Annotated in this window: 10 protein-coding genes; 4 read left to right on the top strand and 6 right to left on the bottom strand. The window is 71.9% G+C overall.

The features are described 5' to 3' along the window. Positions 1-117: 117 nt before the first annotated feature. The 4 genes from ACWCSV_RS21525 (at position 118) to ACWCSV_RS21510 (ending at position 3,818) form a co-directional block, all read left to right on the top strand. Positions 118-777, top strand: coding sequence for a winged helix-turn-helix domain-containing protein (locus ACWCSV_RS21525; RefSeq protein ID WP_451144522.1), 660 nt, complete (start codon positions 118-120; stop codon positions 775-777). Between the two features lie 165 nt (positions 778-942). Next, positions 943-1,884 (top strand): metal-dependent hydrolase, encoded by a 942-nt coding sequence (locus ACWCSV_RS21520; protein ID WP_451144520.1) that lies wholly within the window; start codon positions 943-945, stop codon positions 1,882-1,884. Positions 1,885-1,899: 15 nt separating this feature from the next. Further along, the gene (locus ACWCSV_RS21515) at positions 1,900-3,045 is read left to right on the top strand and encodes a PDR/VanB family oxidoreductase (RefSeq protein WP_451144617.1); all 1,146 of its coding nucleotides are present in this window, start codon (positions 1,900-1,902) and stop codon (positions 3,043-3,045) included. A gap of 50 nt (positions 3,046-3,095) precedes the next feature. Next, positions 3,096-3,818 carry a TetR/AcrR family transcriptional regulator gene (locus ACWCSV_RS21510; RefSeq protein WP_451144518.1) on the top strand — a complete coding sequence of 241 codons (723 nt, stop codon included), beginning with the start codon at positions 3,096-3,098 and terminating at the stop codon, positions 3,816-3,818. A gap of 30 nt (positions 3,819-3,848) precedes the next feature. On the opposite strand, the gene ACWCSV_RS21505 is transcribed toward ACWCSV_RS21510, so the two are convergent. From ACWCSV_RS21505 to ACWCSV_RS21480, 6 genes are all read right to left on the bottom strand, one after another. Further along, positions 3,849-4,199, bottom strand: a complete 351-nt coding sequence (locus ACWCSV_RS21505; protein WP_451144516.1) for a 5-carboxymethyl-2-hydroxymuconate Delta-isomerase — start codon at positions 4,197-4,199, stop codon at positions 3,849-3,851. A gap of 109 nt (positions 4,200-4,308) precedes the next feature. Next, positions 4,309-6,384: an ATP-binding protein gene (locus ACWCSV_RS21500; RefSeq protein ID WP_451144514.1), complete on the bottom strand. Its 2,076-nt coding sequence runs from the start codon at positions 6,382-6,384 to the stop codon at positions 4,309-4,311. 201 nt (positions 6,385-6,585) lie between these two features. Then, entirely contained in the window at positions 6,586-11,895 is a 5,310-nt protein-coding gene (gene pulA / locus ACWCSV_RS21495; protein WP_451144512.1) for a pullulanase-type alpha-1,6-glucosidase, read from the bottom strand. 113 nt (positions 11,896-12,008) lie between these two features. After that, a complete protein-coding gene (locus tag ACWCSV_RS21490) occupies positions 12,009-13,736 on the bottom strand; it encodes a carbohydrate-binding module family 20 domain-containing protein (RefSeq protein ID WP_451144510.1) in 1,728 nt (575 codons plus the stop codon). Between the two features lie 494 nt (positions 13,737-14,230). Next, positions 14,231-15,307, bottom strand: a complete 1,077-nt coding sequence (locus tag ACWCSV_RS21485) for a LacI family DNA-binding transcriptional regulator (RefSeq protein ID WP_451144508.1) — start codon at positions 15,305-15,307, stop codon at positions 14,231-14,233. Continuing rightward, on the bottom strand, positions 15,292-16,968 hold the full coding sequence (locus tag ACWCSV_RS21480; protein WP_451144506.1) for a glycoside hydrolase family 13 protein: 1,677 nt from the start codon (positions 16,966-16,968) through the stop codon (positions 15,292-15,294). The genes ACWCSV_RS21485 and ACWCSV_RS21480 overlap by 16 nt, the downstream gene beginning before the upstream one ends. Positions 16,969-17,030 lie beyond the last annotated feature (62 nt).

The following is a 17,030-nucleotide window of genomic DNA, read 5'->3' as shown; positions in this document are numbered from 1 at the left end:
CGGGTGTGTTGCCGCGCGAGGAACGCGCAGGCCCTCTAAAGCCGCTCACCCCGGTCTTCGGCCCGCGCGCACGACGTACGTCCCTCGACGACTCCTCGCGCGAAAGAGCTGACCCTCATGGCGAACGCCCGTACTCTCTCCGCCTCCGCCGCCACCGCGGCACCGGCGGCCCCCGCTGCGGCCACCACCACCGCCCGCACCCACTCCCCCAGCCGCCGGCTCCGTGCCGTCGACCGTGACGACGTCGTCCGGCTCACCGACATGGCCGACTTCCTGCCGCCGGGCGCCACCTGGCTGCCCGCACCTCAGCACTCCCTGCCCACCCTGCCGGGGCGGCCGCCGATGATCGGCTACCTCGTCCTCGTACCGGCCGACCAGCAGGCCGCTCTCGCCGGCGCGTTCCCGGACGCCCGGCCCTTCGCCGCGGGAGCGCTCCCGCAGGGCGCGCTCGTCCCGCAGGCCGTGGTGCGCGAGGCGCCCGCCGCGTCCGCGCCGGACGGTCCGGTGCTCATCGACTCCACCCGGCGCATCGCGACCGTGGACGGTGCGGCGCTCGACCTCACCTACCTGGAGTTCGAGCTCCTCGCCCACCTGGTCGCCCACCCCCACCGGGTGCACACCCGCGACCAGTTGGTGACCACGGTCTGGGGTTACGGTCACGTCGGCGACGGCCGGACCGTGGACGTCCACGTCGCCCGGCTGCGCCGCAAGCTCGGCGCCCAGCACCGCCACTCGATCCAGACCGTCCGTCGGGTGGGCTACAAGTACGCACCCTGACAGGGATGTCGCACGAAAGGGGCCCCGGTCCGCGCGGATTCGCACCGCGCGGGCCGGGGCCCCGTGCCGTCCGCGGCCGGCTTCGGGCGTCCGTACCCGCGACCGGTCCGAGGAAGGGCCTGCACGCATCTGTTCCTGCGCCGTACTCGTCAGTACATTGACACCATGTCCAACAAGGAGCCGGCGGCGGTCACTTCGGAGCGGGCACCCCTCAAGCCCCGCAACGTCTCGTTCGACTGGGAGCACACCCCGCTGCACTGGGTGCCCGGAGACCCCTTCGCCGCCCACACGATCAACGTTCTCCATCTGCTGCTGCCGGCCGGGGAGCGCTGGTTCGTCCATGTGTACCGGCAGGTGCTGCCGTACATCCGCGACGACCGGCTCCGCGCGGACGTCATCGGGTTCATCGGCCAGGAGGCCGTGCACTCCCAGGCGCACGACGACGTCCTGCCGCACCTGAAGAAGCTGGGGATCGACCCGACGCCGTACACCGCGCAGGTGGACTGGTTCTTCGAGAAGCTGCTCGGCGACCGGACCCTGCCGCCCGGGCGGGCGCGGGAGTGGTGGCTCAAGGAGCGGGTCGCGACGATCGCGGCGATCGAGCACTACACGGCGTTCCTCGGCGACTGGATACTCAACGCGGACGCCCTCGACCGGCGGGGCGCCGACCCCACGATGCTGGACCTGCTGCGCTGGCACGGTGCCGAGGAGGTCGAGCACCGCTCGGTGGCGTTCGAGGTGTTCCTGCACGTGGACGGCGGCTACCGGCGCCGGGTGCGGACCTGGGCCACCGCCTTCTCCGCGATGGTCTTCCTGTGGCAGCGCGGGGTCCGCTTCTTCGTGGCGAACGATCCGGACCTCCCCGGCGGCCGGGCGTCGTTCCGGGCGTTCCACGCCTGCGGCAAGCAGGGCACCCTGCCCGCGGCCGCGGACATCCTGCGTTCCGTCCCCGACTACCTGAGCCGCCGCTACCACCCCTCGCGGACCGGCAGCACCGCCCAGGCCGTCGACTATCTCGCCCGCTCGCCCGCGGCACGAGGCGGCGTCCAGCGAATCACGGCCGGACACCACCCAGCCGCCAAGGCCCGTACGACGGGAGACCACTGACCCATGGCCCTGCCCATACCCCTGCCCCGCCCCCGCACCGTGCTGCTGATCGCCGGTGCCGGTGCCGCGCTGCTCGCCCGGCGGGCACTGCGCGAGCGGGTCGCCGCCTCGCCGCTCTGGCCGATGCCCGCCCTGGAGGAACCCACCTCCGGGCGGGCGGGGCGCGGTGCCACCACCACCCGGCGGCTGCTGATCACCGAGCGGACCTCGCCCGCCGAGGGGGTCGTCCAGCTGCGGCTGGAGGGGCCCGGGCTGCCCCGGTGGGAGCCGGGAGCCCATCTCGACCTGGTGCTGCCCTCCGGCGCGGTCCGGCAGTACAGCCTCTGCGGCGACCCTGCCGACCCGGAGACGTACACGGTGGCGGTCCGGCTGGACGAGGACGGGCGGGGCGGCTCCCGGGAGGTGCACGCCCAGCTCCACGAGGGCGAGGAGGTCGGCGTCCGGGCGCCCCGCAACCGCTTTCCGCTGGTCGGGGCGGACGGCTACCTCTTCGTCGCGGGCGGCATCGGGATCACCCCGGTCCTGCCGATGCTGCGGGCGGTCGCCGCGTCCGGGGCGCCCTGGCGGCTGCTGTACGGGGGCCGGTCGCGGGCCGCCATGCCCTTCCTCGACGAGATCGAGAAGCTCGGCGCGGACGGGGACCGGGTGACGGTCGTCCCGCAGGACACCGCCGGGCACCCGGACGTGGCCGGTGCGCTCGCCGCGCTCGCGCCGGGGACCGCCGTGTACGTGTGCGGCCCCGGCCCCCTGATGGACGCGGTCGCCGGCGCCCTGCCGGACGGGTGCACCCTGCACCTGGAGCGCTTCGCACCCGCAGCGCCCACGGCTCCAACAGCATCCGCAGCACCCACGGCGCCGACCGGGACCGAGGCGCCCGGTGCCGGCACCGACGCGGATTCCGGCGGCTTCGACGTGGAGTTGCGGCGCTCGGGCCGGACGGTGTCCGTCGCGGCCGGGCAGTCGGTGCTGGCGGCCGTGCGCGAGGAGCTGCCCCATGTCTCGTACTCCTGCGAGCAGGGTTTCTGCGGCACCTGTCAACAGCGGGTTCTGGACGGCGAGATCGACCACCGCGACGAGCTGCTGACGGACGCGGAGCGCGCCGACTCGATGCTGATCTGCGTCTCCCGGTGCCGGGGCGGGCGGCTGGTCCTCGATCTGTAGGTTCGCCGGGCCGGTCCCGCCGTCCGCCGCACCCCGGTTAGGCTGTTCGCATGACCACCGGGGTGCGGCGCCGAATGGGTGTCGACGAGCGCAGACAGCAGTTGATCGGCGTCGCACTGGAGTTGTTCAGCAGTCGCTCCCCCGACGAGGTGTCGATCGACGAGATCGCCGCCGCCGCGGGCATCTCCCGGCCGCTGGTGTACCACTACTTCCCCGGCAAGCAGAACCTCTACGAGGCCGCGCTGCGCAGGGCCGCGGACGAACTGGCGGACCGGTTCGTGGAGCCGCACGAAGGCCCGCTGGGCACCCGGCTGTTGAGGGTGATGGGCCGGTTCTTCGACTTCGTGGAGGACCACGGCCCCGGCTTCTCCGCGCTCATGCGGGGCGGCCCGGCGGCCGGTTCCTCCACCACCAACGCCATGATCGACGGGGTGCGGCAGGCCGCCTACGAGCAGATACTCGCCCACCTCGAGGTCGAGGTCCCCTCTGCCCGGTTGGAGTTGGTGGTACGCACCTGGGTGTCGCTCGCCGAGGCGACGGCGCTGCTCTGGCTGGACGGCAAGCGCGTCCCCCGCGCCGAGCTGGAACTCCAGCTGGTGCACGACTTCGCGGCGCTGGCAGCCGTGAGCGCCGCGTACGACCCGGAGCTGGCCTCCATCGTGCTGCGGGTCCTCGAACAGGAGCCCCCGGACGGCCCCTTCGGCGAGCTGCTCACCCGTCTCGGGACGCTGATCGCCGGGGCGCCGGCCGTCCCCCCGCAGCGGCAGCCGTAACGGGCGTCCGCCGCGGGACGAGCCGGGGGATCAGTTCCTGCGGTACGAGAGGTCGAGGTCGCGGGTCTCGACCGAGGCGTCGATCCGGAGCCCGTCGGCCGGCTTGAGGTGCTCACCCAGCAGCGCGAGGACGGACTCGGTGAGCTGCGCCCGCACCTCCGGGGTCCGGCCGGGCTGTATGGCGATGAGGACGTGGACGACCGAGCCGTCGACGGCCCCCTCACCGACCAGCGTCTCTTCGACCCGGCGGAGCCTGGTCTTGCAGGCCGCGGCCGAGGTGGTGATCGTCCGGGCGATCAGCGGGTGCAGCTCGGTGGCGAAGCCCCGGCTGTCGAAGGCGTCCTCGAGTCCGGCGGAGTAGTCGATGGTGATGTGGGGCATCAGGCGCTCCCGTTGCGGGTGGGGCGGGCATTGTCGTCGCCCACCTTGACCGGGTGCGCCCCGGCCGCACAAGCGTGTCTCACCGCTCGCCGCCGCGCGCCGGTGCGGATCAGATGCGGGAGTCGCCCCACAGCGCCGCGGCCAGCCCCGCCTCGGCGCTCTCGGTACGGCCCCTCTCGAAGGCGCGCTGGTAGGCCGCGTCGCCGACGGCCTCCCGGGCCTGGCGCTCGCAGGTCTCGCGCACCGGGGCGATGTCGGGGGTGCCGCGCTGGGGGTGGCCGACCATCCGCCAGTACACCTGCCCGGTGCCGTACACCCGGGCGGCGCGGGCGCCCTGGCCCTGGGCGGCGATGGCGGAGGCGAGGATGTCCAGGCCGAGTGCGATGCCGAAGCTGTCGCGCAGGCGGTGCTTGCCCTGGAGCATGGTGCGGGCGTGCGCGGCCGAGGCGTCCGGGCGGCCCTGGAGCAGGGCGATCAGGGCGAGCTGGTAGTCGGCGTAGCTGCGGGTCCAGTGCTCGTCGTGCACCTCGCAGGCGGCCCTGAGGACGGCGGCGGCCTCGGCCGCCTCGTCGAGCCGGCCGAGGCCGCTGAGGGAGAAGACCGTGATGAGGTGGCAGCGCAGGCGGTAGGCGGATTCGACCGGTCTCGCCTCGGTCAGGCTCAGGGCGCGGCCGGCGGCTTCGAGGGCGGTCTGCGGTTCGCCCTTCATGATGTGGGTGAGCCCGCCCAGATAGGTGGAGTTGAGGATGCCCTCGTCGTCGCCGTCGGTCTCGGCGTGGGCCGTGCACTGGGCGCCGAGCCGTTCGGCTGCTTCGAAGTCGCCCTGGAGCAGCGCCGCGACGCCCATGACCCAGAGCAGCCGGGTGCGGTCGGGTCCGGTGACGGGGCCGCCTTCCAGGGCGCGCCGGGCATAGCTCCGGGCGGCGGTCAGGTGGCCGCAGCAGGCCCAGAAGAAGCCGACGCGTCCGGCCATCTCCTGAGCGGCGCGGACGTCGTGGACGAGTAGGTGGTCGAGGGCGGCGCAGAGGTCGAGGTGGCTGTCGGAGACCTTGTGGTACCAGGCGACCTGGTCGCGGCCGGTCCACCCGGTGTGCGCGCGGCGGGCCAGGCGGAGGAAGCGGGCGGCGTGCCGGCGGGCGGCGCCGGCGACTTCCTCCTCGCCGAGTTCGCCGAGCCACATGCGGCCGTACTCGCGCAGGGTGTCGAGCATGTGGTGGCGTCCGCCGTCGCGTTTCACGACGGACTTGGCGACGAGTCCGCGCAGCGCTTCGGTGACCCCGTCGGGGGTGAGCGGCCCGCCGGCGCAGACCTCCCGGGCGGCCTCTTCGTCGAAGTCGCCGCGGAGCGGGGTGAGGCGGGCCCACAGGAGGCGTTCGAGCGGGGTGCAGAGCTCGTGGCTCCAGCCGATGGTGGTGATGAGGGCGCGGTGGCGGCGGGGGCGCGGGGAGTCGTCGCTGAGGACGTCCGGGCGGGATCCGAGGCGGTCGGCGATCTGGCGCAGGGTGTGGCGGCGGGCGGAGGCGGCGGCCAGTTCCAGGGCGAGCGGGAGTCCTTCGAGGCGGCGGCAGATCTCGTCGGCGGCCCTGGTGTCGGCGGGGCGCCGGAAGGTGATGCCGGGGGCCGAGACGCGGACCCGGTCGCGGAAGAGGGTGAGTGCGTCGCTCTCGCCCTCGTAGGGCAGCGGGGGGACTTCCACGACGTTCTCGCCGCGGACGCCGAGGGGCTGTCTGCTGGTGGCGACGACGGTCAGGCCGGGGGCGATGGTGAGGAGTTCGCCGAGGAGGTGGGCGGTGGGGGCGCGCAGGTGTTCGCAGGAGTCGAGGACGAGCAGCATGTTCTTGTCGGCGAGCCATTCGCAGAGCGCGTCGACGGGCATCCGCAGGGCGTGGTCGGCGAGGCCGACGGCGTCGGAGACGGTGGGCAGCAGCAGGTCGTCGTCGTAGAGCGGGGAGAGGTCGGCCCAGCGGACGCCGTCCTGGTAGCGGTGGCCGACGAGGCGGGTGGCACGGCCGGCGAGGCGGGACTTGCCGACGCCGCCGGGGCCGACGAGGGTGGTCATGCGGTGCGGGGTGAGCCGGTGGCCGACGAGGAAATAGGGCGTCAGGGCGGATTCGAGGCGCAGGAGTTCGACGTTGCGGCCGATGAAACTGCTCGTCTCCTCGGGCAGGTTTCCCACGATCTTCATCATCACCGTCCGGCGTGCTCGGGCCTGGTGCGCCGACGGGGCGGCCGGGGTCCGCCACCCGACCGGACCGGCCGGCCCCGGCGCCCCTCCCGTGGGGGCGGCGCCGTGACCGGCCGGTTCTTCCTCGGAGTTACGGTGCTCGACGCCGGGCCGCTGCGGCTCCGTCGCCGACGCGTGCGGTCACACCGTAGCCCGTCGGTGTCAGCGATGTGAAAACACGGCGACGGTCCGTCCGGGGACGGTGAAGCTGCCGGATTCCGCTTCGTACCGGGACTGCTTGACGGTAGGGTCGGCGCCCGCCGCCTGCACGGGGTGCAGGGCGTACTTCTCGCCCGCCGCCGTGTCCACCTTCTGGGTGGTGGCGGAGGGAGTGGCGTTGATGACGACGACCAGGTCGCCCAGGGTCATGGTGATGACGCCGGGGGTCTCGTCCTTGCCCGAGAGCGGGAAGGCGAGGGTGGACTGGACCTGGGAGGCGGAGGTGAGGGCGAACGCCTTCTCGGTGCTCCTGATCTTCAGCAGGTCCTGGTAGGCGGCGGACGCGCCGTTGATCTGCGCGCAGCCGGGGGTGAGGCTGGGGTTGGTCAGCAGCGGTGCGGCGTACGACCACTTGTCCTGGTTGTCCGCGGCGGGCGGCAGGCCCCGGCCGAAGCCGTTGCCGTCCTGGCAGTTCCAGTGGATGGCGTTGTACCAGTCGCCGCTGTCGAAGGAGTTGCGGTCCAGGGACTTGGAGCGCAGCTGGTCGGTGCCCGCCTGGGAGAGCGAAGGGCCCTGGGAGAGGGTGGAGATGCCCATGGCGAGGACCTGCGTCCTGGCCCGGTCCGCGGCCGGGGTGTCCGCGGGGAGCTTGAACGCGAGGGCGTCGTAGAGGCTCTCGTTGTCGTGGGCGTCGGAGTAGGCGAGGGCGTCGCCGGGCGCGGCCGCGTATCCGGCGGGCTGGCCGTTGTAGTCGACGCCGGCGCCGGTGACCTGGTTGCCGGAGGTGTCGGTGAAGGTGTAGCCGGCGAGGCTGCCGGAGAGGCCGACCTTGATCAGGTCCTGGTAGTGCAGGAGGCGGGCCTTCTGCTCGGCCTCCGTGCCGTTGGCGGTGGAGGTGTTGGGGTCGGTGTAGAGGCCGGAGGCGAAGCCCTGGACGCCGGGGTCGGCGTCGAAGGGGCCGCCGCCGCGCACGGCGTCGCGGGCACGGTCGTCGAAGGTGGCGATGCCGGTGCCGGCCATGTTCTTCTGGGTGGCCTGGACGAAGCGGGCGTCGTCGGCGATCTCGCCGAAGTTCCAGCCCTCGCCGTAGAGGATGATCTTCTTTCCGTCGACGCCGTCCTTGGCGACGGTCAGCGCGTCGAGCGCCTTCCGCACGGCGAGGATGTTCGCCTTGGGGTGGTGGCCCATCAGGTCGAAGCGGAACCCGTCGACCTTGTACTGCTTGGCCCAGGTGACGATCGAGTCCACGACGAGCTTGCCCATCATGGCGTTCTCGGGCGCGGTGTTGGCGCAGCAGCTGGAGTTGGCGACGGAGCCGTCTTCCAGGAGCCGCTGGTAGTAGCCGGGCACGATCCGGTCGAGGACGGACTTGTCGTCCTGGCCGGAGGCGACGGTGTGGTTGTAGACGACGTCCATGACGGTACGCAGTCCGGCGTTGTTGAGGCCCTGGACCATTTCCCGGAACTCGACGGTGCGCTTGGTGCCGTTCGGGTCGGAGGCGTAGGAGCCCTCCGGGACGGTGTAGTGCAGCGGGTCGTAGCCCCAGTTGAAGCCGTCCTTGGCGGCGGCGGCCGTGACGCAGGCCTGCTGCTGGGCGGAATCGGGGGCGTAGACCTTGAGGTCACAGGCGGGCTGCTGCTGGTCGGACTTCTTCTCGGGGATGGTGCCGATGTCGAAGGCGGGCAGCAGGTGCACGTAGGAGGTGCCGGAGCCGGCGAGCTCCTTGAGGTGCTTCATGCCGTCGGAGCCGGTGTCCGTGAAGGCGAGGTACTCCCCCGGGTGCTTCGAGGTGGGGTCCGCGATGGAGAAGTCGCGGATCTGGAGTTCCTGGATCTGCGCGCCGCTGATCGGGACGGCGGCGGGCTTCTTCTGGGTGGACCAGCCGGCGGGGGCGAGCTTCGGGTCGGCGAGGTCGACGACGAGGCTGCGGGCGGAGTCGGTGGTCAGGGCGGTGGAGTAGGGGTCGGTGACCTTGTTGGTGACGAGCTTCTGGACGGTGGGCGCCCAGACCTGGACGACGTAGCGGTAGGGCTTGCCGCTCCAGGACCTGGTGCCCTTGACGGACCAGATGCCGGTGGTGTCGTCGCGGCGCATGGGGAAGGTCCTGCCGTCCAGTTCGAGCGCGACGGTACGGGCGGTGGGGGCCCACACGGAGAGGGTGGGCGTGCCCTTGTCGAAGACGGGGCCGAGGGCTGCGCCGGTGGCCTTGGGGTAGAGGCTGTCGAGCACGCCGGGGACCTGTACGCCGGTGGCGGCGAGGAGGGCGCCGTTGGCGGCGCGCTGGGTGGCGATCAGCTGGCCGCGCAGGGATTCACGGATCCGGTCGCGGTCGCGGACGTCGACCTGGAAGGCCGGGTAGTCCTTGAGGTGCGGGTACTTCGCCTTCTGCGCGTCGGTCAGAGTCGTCTGGTTGAGGCGGAGCCACTGGCCCTCGTCGGAGAGCGCTCCGTCGACGACGGAGATCCCGCCGTTCTTCGCGTACACGAGCTGCTGGCTGGTGGCGGCGGTGGCCTTGACCTTCCAGACGACGGTGTCGGCGTCGATCCACTGCGCCTCGGCCTTGGTCAGGTCGGGGGCGGGAACCCCGGCGGCTGCCGGGAGGAGGTAGTTGGCGGTGCCGCCGAGCATCCAGACCTCAAAGCCCTTGCCGGCGAAGTCGAGGGACTGGTCGCTGGGGAGGTCCTTCTCGTCCCCCTTGTGGAGGATGTAGCTGAGCGAGGTGGCGCCGTCGGCGAGCGGGACCTCGAAGGTGACCCCGTAGGCGTCCTTCTTCACCGGCTGGAGCGGCTTGGCCCAGTCGGTCGGGTCCTTGGCGCCGGTCCAGGTGTGCAGGCCCCAGCCGTCGTAGTTCCCGTCCTCGCGGTGGTAGTGGAGGACGGCCTTGGTGGTGTCGGTGGAGGGGCCGGCGCCGTCGGGGACCTCGGTGACCTGGCCGTCGTCGCCCTGGGTGACCCAGACCTGGCCGGTGGTGGAGAGGTCGACTGTCCGCTCGGGGCCGTCGGCGGTGCCGTCCTTCTCGATGGTGTACGGGACGGTGGAGGTGCCCTCCGCCAGCTTCAGCCAGGCGAACGCGCCGTACGCGTCGCGGCCGGTGAACCCGGCGGTGGTGTCACCGGACGTGAGCTGCCAGCCGGTGTAGTCGCCGTCCGCGCGCTTGTAGTGGACCACGGCGTAGTCGCGCTCCACGGCCACCGGCTTGGCGGCGGGGGGCGCCTGGCCCGCGGTGGTGGAGGCGAGCGCGCCGGCGGTGCGGCCGGCGCGGTCCACGACGACGGCCTTGTACCGCAGCGGCGTTCCGGCGGCGACGGTGTCGTCGACGACCTGGGTGACCTTGTACGGGGCGTGGTCGGCGGTGCCGAGGGTGCGCCACTTCCCGTTGCCGGTCTGGGCGGCGAACACCACGCGGTCGAGCTGGCCGCCGGTGACGTCGGCGGAGATCTCCACGGTGCCGGTCGCGCCGGCCGCCGGGGCCTTCAGGGTGAGCGAGGGCTTGGTGGCGGGAGCGGCGAGGGGCTGGTCGGCGCGGAGCACGATGCTGGACAGGGCGGGCACCGTGACGGTGACCTTCATGTCGGCGCCGCTGCGCACGGTGGCGGAACCGCCGTAGATGGTACGGAAGTTCATCCGGGCGGACTCGGTGGTGAGTTCGACGGTCCGGGGTTCGGTGCCGTTGTTGACGGCGACGAGGTACTCGTTGGAGTGCTTGGCGTCGATGCGGGAGTACGCGTAGACGGAGCCCTCGGCGTAGCGCTCGGTCTGGACGCCGTCCCTGAGGGCCGGGTTGTCCTTGGTGAGCTTGGAGAGCGCGGCGATCGACTTGTACAGCGGGTGCGTGGTGTCGTACGCGTCGGAGGCGTGCGTACGGCCGGTGCCCAGCTGGTCGTCGTCGAGGTAGTCGGCGATCTTCGTGGCGAAGAGCGGCTGGCGGGCGTCCTTGTCGCCGCCGGCGCCGGTGTAGCCCTGCTCGTCACCGGAGTAGACGACGGGGTTGCCGCGGCCGAGGAACATCAGCTCGTTGGCGAGCTTGTCGCGCTGGACGAGTTCGGCGTCGGAGGCGTTCGGGTTGTCCTGCTTCAGGAAGGTCCCGATGCGGCCCATGTCGTGGTTGCCGAGGAAGGTGACCTGCTCGTAGGCGTTCGCCTTGTCGGTGGTGTACCGGTAGTCGTCGGCGTAGAGCGCGGCGAGCTCGGCGGCGGGGGCGCCCTGGGAGGCGTACTGGCGGGCGGCTTCCTGGAAGGGGAAGTCCAGCGTCGCGTCGAGCCGGCCCTGGGTCACGTACGGCGAGGTGATCGCGGTGTCGGCGGAGTAGACCTCGCCGAACATGAAGAAGTCGTCGCGGCCGTGCTTCGCGGCGTACGCGTCGAGGGCGGTCGCCCACTGGGTCCAGAAGTCCATGTCGACGTGCTTGACGGTGTCGATGCGGAACCCGTCGATGTCGAAGTCGCGGACCCACTTCTCGTAGATCTTCTCCATGCCGGAGACGACCTCGGGACGCTCGGTCCACAGGTCGTCGAGCCCGGAGAAGTCGCCGTACTCGGTGGACTCGCCGGCGTAGGTGGAGTCGCCCCGGTTGTGGTACATCGTCGGGTCGTCGAGCCAGGACGGGACCTTCTTCGCGGTCACCTTCGGGGTGTACGGGAAGGAGTCCGCGTCCACCTTCGCCATGCCGTCGCTGTCGTCGAAGGGGCGGCCCTCGGTGTCGAGGTAGGGGTAGGCGCCCTTGGGCCGGTAGCCGTAGGTCTTCTCGGTGTAGTCGACGGTGTCGGCCGTGTGGTTGGCGATGACGTCGAAGAAGACCTTCATGCCCTTGCCGTGGGCCTTGTCGATCAGCTTCGCCAGGTCGGCGTTGGTTCCGAAGTGGGGGTCGACCTGCGTGAAGTCGGTGATCCAGTAACCGTGGTAGCCGGCCGAGGCGTCGGCTCCGGTGCCCTGCACGGGGCGGTTCTTGAAGATCGGGGCGAGCCAGATCGCGGTGGTGCCGAGGCCCTTGATGTAGTCGAGCCGGTTGGTGAGCCCCTTGAGGTCGCCGCCCTGGTAGAAGCCCTTGTCCGTGGGGTCGTACCCGGTCTCCAGGCGGGAGCCGGTGAGGCCGCCCTTGTCGTTGGAGGTGTCGCCGTTGGCGAACCGGTCGGGCAGGACGAAGTAGAACTGCTCGCGGGTGAGGTCCTGGCGGGACGACTCCTTGGCGAGGGACGCGTCCGAGGGCGGGGACGGTGGTCTGGTCGCGGCGGACGCGGACGCCGCCGGTACGACGGGCAGCAGCGCGGCGCACAGCGCGGCGACGGCTCCCCGGCGGAGGGTGGTTCGGGACACGGAGGGTTCTCCTCGGACGGTGGTGGGGTGGTACGGCCGGCCCGGCGGGGGCGGCACGGGAAAGGGGCGGGCCGGGAGGCGTCTGTCCGCACCCCCGGCCCGCCCCTGGTCGTTCAGCTGCGCCAGACGTCGCTGGTCAGCGTGGTCTTTCCGGTGGCGGGCACGGTGGCGGTGCGGTTGGCGCCGCTCTCCCAGGTGACGTTCCCGGCGGCGTCCTTGCGGAGGTACTTGTACTCGAAGGAGGTGCCGGCGGGCATGGCCACGTCGAGCTTCCAGACGGGGTACGTGGCCGGGTCGAGCTTCAGCGCGCTGTTCGGGTCCCAGTTGCCGAGGGCCGACTGGTTGCCGGTGACGTAGATGTTCTGGCCGAGGCTGGTGGTGGCGTTGACGCCGAAGGTCGCCCCGGACGCGGTGGTAGCGGTGTCCGTGCCGGTCCCGGTGCCCGTACCGGTGCAGGTGCGGGCGTTGACGTGCAGGGCGAGGGCGGTGTCGGCGCCGAGGGTGGCGGTGAACTGCCCGCTGGAGTTGACCGCCACGGCGTTGCCGGTCTGCACGTCGCAGTAGGAGCCGGCGGGCAGTCCGGTCTGGAAGGTCCGGGTCAGTGAGGAGGTCTCGTGGTTGATCGCGACGTACGCCTTGGCGCCGCGTCCGAAGGCGATCTGGTCGGCGCCGTTGTCCCACCAGTTGGTGACGGCCTCACCGCGGGCGGTGTTGCGGAAGGCGACCATCGAGGAGATCTGCGGCCAGGCGTGCTGGCACTTCCAGCCGTCGGTGTAACAGGCGTTCACCTGGCCGCCGTTGGGCGGTCCGGCGTCGACATCGCTGAACTCGTAGCCGGAGTGCACGTCCGGGGAGCCGTACGGGTAGGCCAGCATGAAGACGTTGGCCAGCGTGTAGGAGGCGCCCGCCTTGTAGTTGAGGGTGTCGCCGCCGCGCTCGGTGTCGTGGTTGTCGACGAAGACCGCCGACTGCGCGGAGGGCATGAAGCCCCACCCCTCGCCGTAGTTCTTGAGGTTGGCGAGGTTCTCGTTGAGGAAGGTCTGCTTGAGGCCGCGGGCGTAGCGGAACTCCTGGACGTCCCCGGTGCCGGTGTACTCGGAGGGCTGGACGGCCTCGCCCGCGCCGTAGATGGCCTCCTGCTTCCAGTACGCGTTCGGGTTGGTCAGCCGGGACTTGATGTTGGCGAGGTCGGCGGCCGGCATGTGCTTGGCCGCGTCGATCCGGAACCCGTCGACGCCGAGGGAGAGCAGGTCGTTCATGTACCCGGCTATCCTGCCGCGTACGTACTCCTCACCGGTGTCCAGGTCGGCGAGGCCCACGAGTTCGCAGTTCTGGACGTTGGCACGGTCGCCGTAGTTGCTGATCTGCGACTGGCAGTCGTTCATGTCGTTGACCGAGTAGACGCCCGGGTAGTCGTACTTCGTGTACGAGGACCCGCCGGTGCCGGTGCCCGAGCCCGCCGACATGTGGTTGATGACGGTGTCGGCGACGACCTTCACTCCGGCGTTGTGGCAGGTGGTCACCATGTTCGCGAAGGCGGTGCGGTCGCCGAGCCGCCCGGCGATCTTGTAGCTGACCGGCTGGTACGAGGTCCACCACTGGCTGCCCTGGATGTGCTCCATGGGCGGGGAGACCTGGACGAAGCCGTAGCCGGCCGGGCCGAGGGTGCTGGTGCACGCCTGCGCCACGGAGGCGAACTTCCACTCGAACAGGACGGCGGTGACGTCCTTGGTGCCCGGGGCCGCGGCCTGGGCGGTCCCGGCTCCGACGCCTGCGGGGACGACCAGCGCGGCGACTCCGGCCGCGAGGGCGAGAGCGGCGGACAGCGGTCTGCGTGCCATGTTCTTCCTCCTGCTGTGGGGGAAACGCGGGTGACCGAGCAGCCTCACGTGACAACGCGCCGTGCCGGAAGGCTTGAATGTTCTTGCAGCAAGACTGGAAACCCAGTCGCAGCGCAGACCGTACGAGCCCGTCAGGCCGGGGTCAACCCTTTGGACATGACCCGCTCACATCCACGAAACGCTGCATTTTTCTGCCTGCAAGGACTTACGCAAGATATTGCGAGCCTGTTACGTTCTTGGTGACTCCGGTCCGGCCGGCCGGGGGTCCGCGCTCCGGCGCAGGGCCCCACGCGCCCGGCCGGCCGGGCCGGTCGACGCGGATGAGAGGCGCCGGGAGTCACACTCCCCGCCGGCCCAGTCCTGGGCCGACTTCCGGCGCCTCTCCTCGGCATACGCAGGACCCGCACCGGGTTCACACCGGGCGCACCGGTCCGCGGTGGGGGCACAGGTCCCCCGTGCGGCACGCGACCCCCCTCCGGCCGCGTGCCGCCCGTTCACATCCCCCGTACCGCCCGCGCCGTGCGCAGCGCCGCGGTCGAACCGCGTACGACCAGCTCCGGCTGGAACACGTACTCCGTGCGCTGCACCGGACTTCCGGCGATCTCCTCCAGCAGCGCACCCACAGCGGCGGCGGCCATCGCCTGCACCGGCTGGCGCACGGTGGTCAGCGGCGGGTCGGTGAAGGCGATCAGCTGCGAGTCGTCGAAGCCGACCACGGAGACGTCGCGCGGGACCTCCAGGCCCCTCCCCCGGGCCGCGCGCACCACGCCCAGCGCCATCAGGTCGCTGCCGCAGACGATGCCCGTGCACCCCTGGTCGAGGAGCGCGCCGGCCGCCACCTGGCCGCCCTCCACGCCGAACAGCGTGGAACAGACCAGGAGTTCGGCCTCGTCGCGGGTCATCCCCAGGGTGCGTACGGCCGCGTCGAGGAACCCGTCCCGCTTGCGGCGGGAGGGCACGTACCGCTGCGGCCCGACCGCCAGGCCGATCCTGCGGTGTCCGAGGGCCGCGAGGTGGCCGACGGCCATCCGTACGGCGGCTGCGTCGTCCGGCGAGACGAACGGGGCGCTGATGCGCTCGTTGTACCCGTTGATCAGGACGAACGGTACGCCGCGCTCGGAGAGTTCGGCGTACCGCGACGGGTCGGCCGACAGGTCGGCGTGCAGCCCGGACAGGAACACGATGCCGCCGACGCCCCGCTCGACGAGCTGTTCGACGAGCTCGTCCTCGGTGGCGCCGCCCGGCAGCTGGGTGCAGAGCACCGGGGTGTAGCCGTGCCCGGCCAGGACCTGCTCGACGGACTGCGCGAAGGCCGGGAAGATCGGGTTGATGAGTTCAGGTGTCACCAACCCGATCAGCCCGGCGCTGCGTTGGCGCAGCCGCACGGGACGTTCGTAGCCGAGGATGTCCAGCGCCGCCAGCACCCGCTTCCGGGTGCTGTCGGCGACGCCCGGTTTGCCGTTGAGCACCCGGCTGACGGTGGCCTCGCTGACCGCGGCCTGCCCGGCGATGTCGGAGAGCCGCAGCGCCGAGCCCGTCCGGGGTGCGGGGACGGTCACACCGTCCACCACACCGTGGTGTCGGCGGGAACCTCGGCCGAGCCGCCCTCGACGGTGACCGTGGCGCTGGAGACCAGCACCGTGCCGGGCGCGGGGATCCGCACCGGGGCGCCGGTCGTGTTGACGGTGCAGACGAAGCCGGGGCGGGCGAAGGCGAGGACGCCCTCGGGGCCGTCCAGCCACTCCACGTCCGTACCGGCGCCGAGGCCCGGCAGGTCGCGGCGGGCGGCGATGGCGGAGCGGTACAGCTCCAGGGTGGAACCCTCCACGCCGGTCTGCGCCTCGATGGACAGTTCGCCCCAGCCCTCGGGCTGCGGGAGCCAGCTGCCGCCGTCGCCGAAGCCGTAACTGCTGCCCTCGCGGGTCCACGGGATCGGGACGCGGCAGCCGTCGCGGTAGCCGTCCTGGCCGTCGGCTCGGAAGAACGACGGGTCCTGGCGGGCCTCGTCGGGCAGGTCGGTGACGTCCGGCAGGCCGAGTTCCTCGCCCTGGTAGACGTAGGCGGAGCCGGGCAGCGCCAGCATCAGCAGGGTCGCCGCGCGGGCGCGGCGCAGGCCCATCGCGCGGTCGCCGGCGGTACGGATCTGGGTGCCCAGGCCCGGCTCGTTGGCGAAGCGGGTGGCGTGCCGGGTGACGTCGTGGTTGGAGAGCACCCAGGTGGTGGGGGCGCCGACCGGACGCATCGCGGCGAGCGAGGAGTCGATGACGGTACGCAGCGCGTCGGCGTCCCAGTCGGTCGACAGGTACTGGAAGTTGAACGCCTGGTGCATCTCGTCGGGGCGCACGTAGTTGGCGGTGCGCTCGACGGTCGGGGTCCACGCCTCGGCGACGGCGATGCGCTCGCCCGGGTACTCGTCGAGGATGGTGCGCCAGCTGCGGTAGATGGCGTGCACGCCGTCCTGGTCGAAGAACGGCATGACGTCGTTGCCGAGCAGCTTGAGCTGGTCGTGCGAGCCGAGGTCGGGCAGGCCCTCGGCCTTGACCAGGCCGTGCGCGACGTCGACGCGGAAGCCGTCTACGCCCATGTCGAGCCAGAAGCGCAGGATCGAGCGGAACTCGTCGGCGACGGCCGGGTGCTCCCAGTTGAAGTCGGGCTGCTCGGGCGCGAAGAGGTGGAGGTACCACTCGCCCGGGGTGCCGTCCGCGTCGGTGGTCCGGGTCCACGCCGGGCCGCCGAAGATGGACTCCCAGTCGTTCGGCGGGAGTTCGCCGTTCTCGCCCTTGCCGGCGCGGAAGTGGTAGCGCTCGCGCAGGGCGGAGCCGGGGCCCTCGGCCAGCGCGCGCTTGAACCACTCGTGCTGGTCGGAGGAGTGGTTGGGGACCAGGTCGACGATGATGCGCAGACCCAGGGCGTGGGCCTCGCGGATGAGGGCGTCGGCGTCGAGGAGGTTGCCGAACATCGGGTCGATGGCCCGGTAGTCGGCGACGTCGTAACCGGCGTCGGCCTGGGGGGAGGCGTAGAAGGGGCTCAGCCAGACGGCGTCGACACCGAGGTCCCGGAGGTACGGGAGCCGTGCGGTGACGCCCGCGAGATCGCCCATGCCGTCGCCGTTGCCGTCGGCGAAGCTCCGTGGATAGACCTGGTAGATCACCGCATCCTGCCACCAGCCGGTGCGGTTGTCCGGGGCGTCGTCGGACGTGCCGGTGGAGGGGGCAGCGAGGTGCTGGGTCATGTCGTCCCTGGGGTGTCTGGGTGGGGAGCGGCGCCGGGGTCCCGGTCGGGGGGTCCGGCGCC

The organism is Streptomyces sp. NPDC001770 (genome assembly GCF_053596135.1).
The sequence above is the reverse complement of the archived record's forward strand: the minus strand, read 5'-3'. Positions and strand labels throughout refer to the sequence as shown.

Excerpts from the sequence above, each read along its gene's own strand:
- ACWCSV_RS21480 (WP_451144506.1), bottom strand. The coding sequence starts at position 16,968 with ATGACCCAGCACCTCGCTGCCCCCTCCACCGGCACGTCCGACGACGCC.
- ACWCSV_RS21500 (WP_451144514.1), bottom strand. The coding sequence starts at position 6,384 with ATGAAGATCGTGGGAAACCTGCCCGAGGAGACGAGCAGTTTCATCGGC.
- ACWCSV_RS21520 (WP_451144520.1), top strand. The coding sequence starts at position 943 with ATGTCCAACAAGGAGCCGGCGGCGGTCACTTCGGAGCGGGCACCCCTC.
- ACWCSV_RS21505 (WP_451144516.1), bottom strand. The coding sequence starts at position 4,199 with ATGCCCCACATCACCATCGACTACTCCGCCGGACTCGAGGACGCCTTC.
- ACWCSV_RS21525 (WP_451144522.1), top strand. The coding sequence starts at position 118 with ATGGCGAACGCCCGTACTCTCTCCGCCTCCGCCGCCACCGCGGCACCG.
- ACWCSV_RS21510 (WP_451144518.1), top strand. The coding sequence starts at position 3,096 with ATGACCACCGGGGTGCGGCGCCGAATGGGTGTCGACGAGCGCAGACAG.
- ACWCSV_RS21490 (WP_451144510.1), bottom strand. The coding sequence starts at position 13,736 with ATGGCACGCAGACCGCTGTCCGCCGCTCTCGCCCTCGCGGCCGGAGTC.